General features: G+C 46.0%; 3 protein-coding genes and 1 CRISPR repeat array. All 3 genes read right to left on the reverse strand.

Annotated features, from left to right (window positions below; translation table 11 throughout):
- The first annotated feature begins 122 nt into the window (after window positions 1–122).
- Window positions 123–3,999: a CRISPR direct-repeat array (repeat unit 37 nt; unit sequence GTTTCAATCCCTGATAGGGTTTTAGGTTGTTTCCGGC).
- 254 nt (window positions 4,000–4,253) lie between these two features.
- Genes cas2 through cas4 form a run of 3 tightly spaced genes read right to left on the reverse strand, consistent with a single transcriptional unit; the run spans window position 4,254 to window position 6,163 of the window.
- Window positions 4,254–4,526 carry a CRISPR-associated endonuclease Cas2 gene (gene cas2, locus QUA07_RS29405; RefSeq protein WP_333332667.1) on the reverse strand — a complete coding sequence of 91 codons (273 nt, stop codon included), beginning with the start codon at window positions 4,524–4,526 and terminating at the stop codon, window positions 4,254–4,256.
- A gap of 16 nt (window positions 4,527–4,542) precedes the next feature.
- Window positions 4,543–5,547, reverse strand: coding sequence for a type I-D CRISPR-associated endonuclease Cas1d (gene cas1d / locus QUA07_RS29410; RefSeq protein WP_333332670.1), 1,005 nt, complete (start codon window positions 5,545–5,547; stop codon window positions 4,543–4,545).
- Window positions 5,548–5,569: 22 nt separating this feature from the next.
- Entirely contained in the window at window positions 5,570–6,163 is a 594-nt protein-coding gene (gene cas4 / locus QUA07_RS29415; RefSeq protein WP_333332673.1) for a CRISPR-associated protein Cas4, read from the reverse strand.
- Window positions 6,164–6,433 lie beyond the last annotated feature (270 nt).

Below are 6,433 nucleotides of genomic sequence, written 5' to 3' on the forward strand. Positions count from 1 at the left end.
TAATGAACCCTAAACATTTAAGAAATTGGTTTGCTAATTGCTGCTACTGTACCTCATAACAGCGGGAAACGCTGTAGGTTGTTTCCGGCAAACTGTCTTCATTAGAGTCTTGATATTTTTCTGTTTCAATCCCTGATAGGGTTTTAGGTTGTTTCCGGCCCGGGTGGTTGCCACGTTCAGTATTGAAGTTAGCAAATGTTTCAATCCCTGATAGGGTTTTAGGTTGTTTCCGGCTTGCAGCCTTCCTAACTCCCATTATCAATAAGATGTTTCAATCCCTGATAGGGTTTTAGGTTGTTTCCGGCGGTTCCCACGGGGGGAGCTAGCCCGGAAGCCCCCAAAGTTTCAATCCCTGATAGGGTTTTAGGTTGTTTCCGGCGAATTTATGTGGTCACATCTTTTTATCCTTCTTGTACGTTTCAATCCCTGATAGGGTTTTAGGTTGTTTCCGGCAGTAATTCTCCTTGTGGCTCGAACTCGTCATCGTTTGTTTCAATCCCTGATAGGGTTTTAGGTTGTTTCCGGCTTGAACGTCAACCACATTATCAACTGCTGCCGATTGTTTCAATCCCTGATAGGGTTTTAGGTTGTTTCCGGCTTGAAGGTAAACAAGTTACGCTAGTCTTGATTAAGTTTCAATCCCTGATAGGGTTTTAGGTTGTTTCCGGCGGTTTTTTGCATCACAGAAATTCTTCCTTGGGTAAGTTTCAATCCCTGATAGGGTTTTAGGTTGTTTCCGGCGCAGAATATCGGGTGATGGAATTCATCGACTTAGTTTCAATCCCTGATAGGGTTTTAGGTTGTTTCCGGCTCAATTCGTACCAACTCGGACAGTCCGTTTCCAAAAGTTTCAATCCCTGATAGGGTTTTAGGTTGTTTCCGGCTCACAGAAGTTTCAGGAGTGACGCAAGCGACCCGGTTTCAATCCCTGATAGGGTTTTAGGTTGTTTCCGGCGTTAATTTTGCCGACTTGTTAGAGGCACAATTTGTTTCAATCCCTGATAGGGTTTTAGGTTGTTTCCGGCCTTTAGCTGGTTTCTACTACCTTACAAGGCATTTAAGTTTCAATCCCTGATAGGGTTTTAGGTTGTTTCCGGCTTCAATCACATCGTCTTTACTGGCGATACTAAGAGTTTCAATCCCTGATAGGGTTTTAGGTTGTTTCCGGCCCGCGATCGCATAATTGCGATCAGCCCTGAGATCGCAGATGCGGGCTTGTTTCAATCCCTGATAGGGTTTTAGGTTGTTTCCGGCCATATCCACCGGGCCAATATTCACCCCACGGATCGTTGTTTCAATCCCTGATAGGGTTTTAGGTTGTTTCCGGCAATCGTAGTTAAATCCATCTTTGGCATTGATAAAGTTTCAATCCCTGATAGGGTTTTAGGTTGTTTCCGGCTTTGCGCCGCAGCTTCACCCAGTCGCCGGCCTTGTTTCAATCCCTGATAGGGTTTTAGGTTGTTTCCGGCTAAGAGTTTGCATTTACATAGATTGTTTAATCTGGTTTCAATCCCTGATAGGGTTTTAGGTTGTTTCCGGCTCAAATTGCAGCCACGTACCGTCAGCACCAGATTCAGTTTCAATCCCTGATAGGGTTTTAGGTTGTTTCCGGCTGTGCCACTTCTTGTGGGCTGTGTGCCAATGTCAATGTTTCAATCCCTGATAGGGTTTTAGGTTGTTTCCGGCTCTTGTAGCTGTGCCGCTCCAGATATAGCGTTGGGTTTCAATCCCTGATAGGGTTTTAGGTTGTTTCCGGCGAAAGGAGGCCCGCACAAAGCAGTCTTAAAGCTTGTTTCAATCCCTGATAGGGTTTTAGGTTGTTTCCGGCTATTGTGTCTAGACAACCACTAGACAAGGTAGCGTTTCAATCCCTGATAGGGTTTTAGGTTGTTTCCGGCCTTGCAGCAATTCCCGCACTAGCCACCGAACCTGCGTTTCAATCCCTGATAGGGTTTTAGGTTGTTTCCGGCCCTTAAAGTGTCTACAGTGTCTACAACAATTACAGAAGGTTTCAATCCCTGATAGGGTTTTAGGTTGTTTCCGGCTAGATGTCTACACTGTTTACAGTCTGTCTACAATTGTTTCAATCCCTGATAGGGTTTTAGGTTGTTTCCGGCGCCCCACCGCTGAAGCCAACCTCGCAACATACAACACTAAGTTTCAATCCCTGATAGGGTTTTAGGTTGTTTCCGGCATTTCCGGGTATCTGCTAGAACGTTCAATCCGCGGTTTCAATCCCTGATAGGGTTTTAGGTTGTTTCCGGCCGCTTATGATTTTACTTGGCGGGTTGTAAGTACAAGTTTCAATCCCTGATAGGGTTTTAGGTTGTTTCCGGCGAGGATTAAAAAAATGGCCGCTCTTTTCAATGTGTTTCAATCCCTGATAGGGTTTTAGGTTGTTTCCGGCCTGTCGTGTTCGTGACAACCGCAGTGACTTCGGGCGGGTTTCAATCCCTGATAGGGTTTTAGGTTGTTTCCGGCAACAGGGACGGGGTAAAAGTTTTTACATGATTTGGTTTCAATCCCTGATAGGGTTTTAGGTTGTTTCCGGCTTAAGTTCTAATCTGTTAGCAAATAAAATGTAAGGGTTTCAATCCCTGATAGGGTTTTAGGTTGTTTCCGGCTAACCTCTGGTGCTGGTGCTGGTGCTGTCGATTTTGCGTTTCAATCCCTGATAGGGTTTTAGGTTGTTTCCGGCTGCCGCGTTTCTAACTCCGATTATAAATAAAATGCGTTTCAATCCCTGATAGGGTTTTAGGTTGTTTCCGGCCCGATCTCGCCTTCTATAGCCATCCCGTCATCGCTAAGTTTCAATCCCTGATAGGGTTTTAGGTTGTTTCCGGCATTGCGGGAATAGTACCAGATTTAAACCTAGCAGCGGTTTCAATCCCTGATAGGGTTTTAGGTTGTTTCCGGCAGCCGATCAGGTTATCGGGTTTAATTCTCTCAGGTTTGTTTCAATCCCTGATAGGGTTTTAGGTTGTTTCCGGCTGACGGTTTAGCCAAGGGCATAAATGAGAGTAGTTTCAATCCCTGATAGGGTTTTAGGTTGTTTCCGGCTCAAAGCTCTAGAAGTTATGGATGATATAGTGGCTGTAGTTTCAATCCCTGATAGGGTTTTAGGTTGTTTCCGGCCGGAGCCATACCGAGGCTAACAAATGAAGCGCCAGTTTCAATCCCTGATAGGGTTTTAGGTTGTTTCCGGCCGAACGTGGCGGCGACTGCTATAAATGCACTACTAGGTTTCAATCCCTGATAGGGTTTTAGGTTGTTTCCGGCTTCTAAGGCTAGCGTCGCTCTAGCTGTCGATACTGTTTCAATCCCTGATAGGGTTTTAGGTTGTTTCCGGCGGATAATAGCGCGTCTATGGCTTCAAAACTTAACGCCGGGTTTCAATCCCTGATAGGGTTTTAGGTTGTTTCCGGCCCAAGCGGGAGTTACCAGCTCTCTCTTGGGCGTAAGTTTCAATCCCTGATAGGGTTTTAGGTTGTTTCCGGCGGCTGATAGTTCACGATCCGTATGGGGAGTATTTTCGTTTCAATCCCTGATAGGGTTTTAGGTTGTTTCCGGCGATAATTTTCTCCCACTCGCCCTCCTCCGGCGGCGTTTCAATCCCTGATAGGGTTTTAGGTTGTTTCCGGCGCTCGCGTTTTAGATGTGACGGTACAGCGTAAAGTTTCAATCCCTGATAGGGTTTTAGGTTGTTTCCGGCTCGAAAAACCCCGCTACTTTACCGAGGAAGAAGCCGTTTCAATCCCTGATAGGGTTTTAGGTTGTTTCCGGCTTGACTAGGGGTGCGGGTAGGCTGTCAGTAAGGCTGTTTCAATCCCTGATAGGGTTTTAGGTTGTTTCCGGCAATTTTCCAAACTGGGAATGCTCCTCATCAGCAGGTTTCAATCCCTGATAGGGTTTTAGGTTGTTTCCGGCCAATTATTCTCAAAGTAACCAGGCTCCATTTCTAAGTTTCAATCCCTGATAGGGTTTTAGGTTGTTTCCGGCCGCCGGGGTCTGGGAGGCTTGAAATATAAGGTTTTCAAGGTTCAGTTGCGTCTGACTGCAATAAATATACCGTTTCAGCGATCGCCCTGTCAAGAGGGCAAAATTCAAATAGACCTCAAACTCTCTCCCAGTAAAGCTTTCAGCCTTTGCGTCTGACCCGCATGAGGTACAAACCACCGCAAACCCAGTCCTGGTAAAGCTCTGAGCCATTAAAATTCACCCCCTCCGTTCTACACCCACAGCCAGACGCAAAATCACACCATAAAGATCGTAGTATCCAGCGGTGCCCGGCCGCCAATCCGCTCGATCTTGCCCTGACAGCAAGCGCACAAATAGTGAAACATGATGCTGTCTTCTTCCGACTTAATCACCCTACTCAGACGTTGGCGCATCCGGGCATACTGAGTATCCGTCACCTCGCAATGAAACACCGAATACTGCTTCCATTCACCATAAGACTTGAGAATCTGGTGAATCTTAGTGCGGCGCTTGTCCTCTGATATATCGTAGCAAACCAAAACAAACATAACTTTATTGCCCTCCCTATTTCAGAATCAAAGGTGGATACTTATCAACTTCACCCATCAAATACTTAGCCATCAACCGCCCTTGAATTTCAAAAGCTTCTTGATAAGTACACAACTTTCCCATCACAGGATGCTTAAACTTTGACTGCTTCTTTTCTTCGTAAAGTCGCAAAAAATTGTGCAGCGCTTCTTTTGTCAAAGAAACCGCGCCACTCAACGGTTCTGCCGTAAAATCATTAGGCGAAACTTTCTGCAAATTAATCGCCTTCAACACTACAGCATCAACTACCAAAGGTCGAAATTCTTCCATCAAATCCAGCGCTAAGGAAGGACGCCCATAGCGCTCAAAATGCAAATATCCCAAATACGGATCGAATCCCACAATATTCACTGCACTTTGAACATCGTGCCGCAGCAGAGAATATCCCAAACTTAACAGAGAGTTTACCGGATCGGTAGGCGGACGGCGGCGGCGAACTTCAAAGCTAAAATCCGGCACGCGAATCAGCCGATTGAAGCAGCCAAAATAAGTCGCACTACCCGCCCCCTCTAATCCTCGCAGAGAATTAATATTGGAAGTTTTATCAATAGAGGCGATGACTTGTTTCAATTGGGCGATGGGCTTTTCAAAATCCTGGGGAGAATATTTGCGCTGACATTCTAACAAAGTATGGCGGTAATTCTTGAGCTTTCCCCGTACAAACCCCCTAACTAAATGCACTGCCTGTGCCGATTCCCCAGCCGCTTGCCACTGAGCTTTTCGCACAAAGATATTTTTCGTCATTTCCGGTTCCAACCTCCCCAAATAACGTCCGTTTACTGTCAAAAAACTTAAAGGAATGTGACGTTCCAACAGTTCCACAACCACAGCCGGCGAAACTGTAGCGCGTCCCAATGCAACAACGCCATCAATCTTAATTAATGGCACGTCCAACAGATTTTTTTTATCAGCTTTAACCGTCAGACGTTCATCCACTTTGCCAATAAAAGCATCTTCTTGAGTAATGTAAACTGTTCCCATTGTGAAATCTCCTATTTGCAGATTAACTTGCTTCTTGATAGCGGTTGACTTTGGCCGCAGCTTGGGGCAGACATTGGGGAAAAAGACTGCATCCCTTACACCGAGAGGTGTAAACTGGTAAAGGGATATTTCCCGATCGCCAAAGAGCACCGACTTTTTCAATAGTTGCGATCGCATCCTGTCTCAAACCCTCAGAAATCTCGACTAATTGCCGCTGATGCGACTGCGCGTAATACACATATCCAGTCGCAATAGTTTTCCCTGTCATCTCCTCCAAACAAAGCGCTTGGGCGCAAACCTGCAACTCGTCGTTATCCCATTCCCCCTTCCGGCCGCGCTTGTATTCCACCGGATAAATCTCACCCTCTGCCGACTCAATCAAATCCGATTTCCCAATCAGTTTGTAGCGCTCGGATTTCAGCCAAATCGCCCGAACCTGCCAAGTTTCATCGCGATTAATCTCGCCCATCGTGTGAACGCGATCGTGCAAATTTGTCCCTTCAATGGTATACTGATTATCGGTGAATTCTCCCGCACAAGACATCCGCCAACAGCGGTGAGGACAGTAAGAATACTGGTTGAGAGTTGCGATCGAAATGTAATCAAAATCGTTCATAATTTTGATGGTTTGTAAGAAATTAGTAATTGGGAATTAGTTATCCGCCAGTTTCCCAGGGGTTAAAACCTTTAATTTGGCCGTGGGGGCAAAAGAATTTGAGGAATTAGTGATCCGCCCGTGATCCGCCAGTCCGCCAGGGGTTGAAACCCCTGTCTCATAGCTAAAGTCGGTTGAAACCGACTGAAGAAGTAAGGCTCTTCTGGGTTTGCGGTGGAAACTGTATAATTAAGGAACTTTATGCTAGAGGCTAAGCTCATGGATTTCCAT

It is taken from the genome of Microcoleus sp. T3_A4 (assembly GCF_036700465.1).
Taxonomy (GTDB): Bacteria; Cyanobacteriota; Cyanobacteriia; order Cyanobacteriales; family Microcoleaceae; genus Microcoleus.

Coding starts and splice junctions, on each gene's coding strand:
- cas2 (WP_333332667.1), bottom strand. CDS start 4,526: ATGTTTGTTTTGGTTTGCTACGATATATCAGAGGACAAGCGCCGCACT.
- cas1d (WP_333332670.1), bottom strand. CDS start 5,547: ATGGGAACAGTTTACATTACTCAAGAAGATGCTTTTATTGGCAAAGTG.
- cas4 (WP_333332673.1), bottom strand. CDS start 6,163: ATGAACGATTTTGATTACATTTCGATCGCAACTCTCAACCAGTATTCT.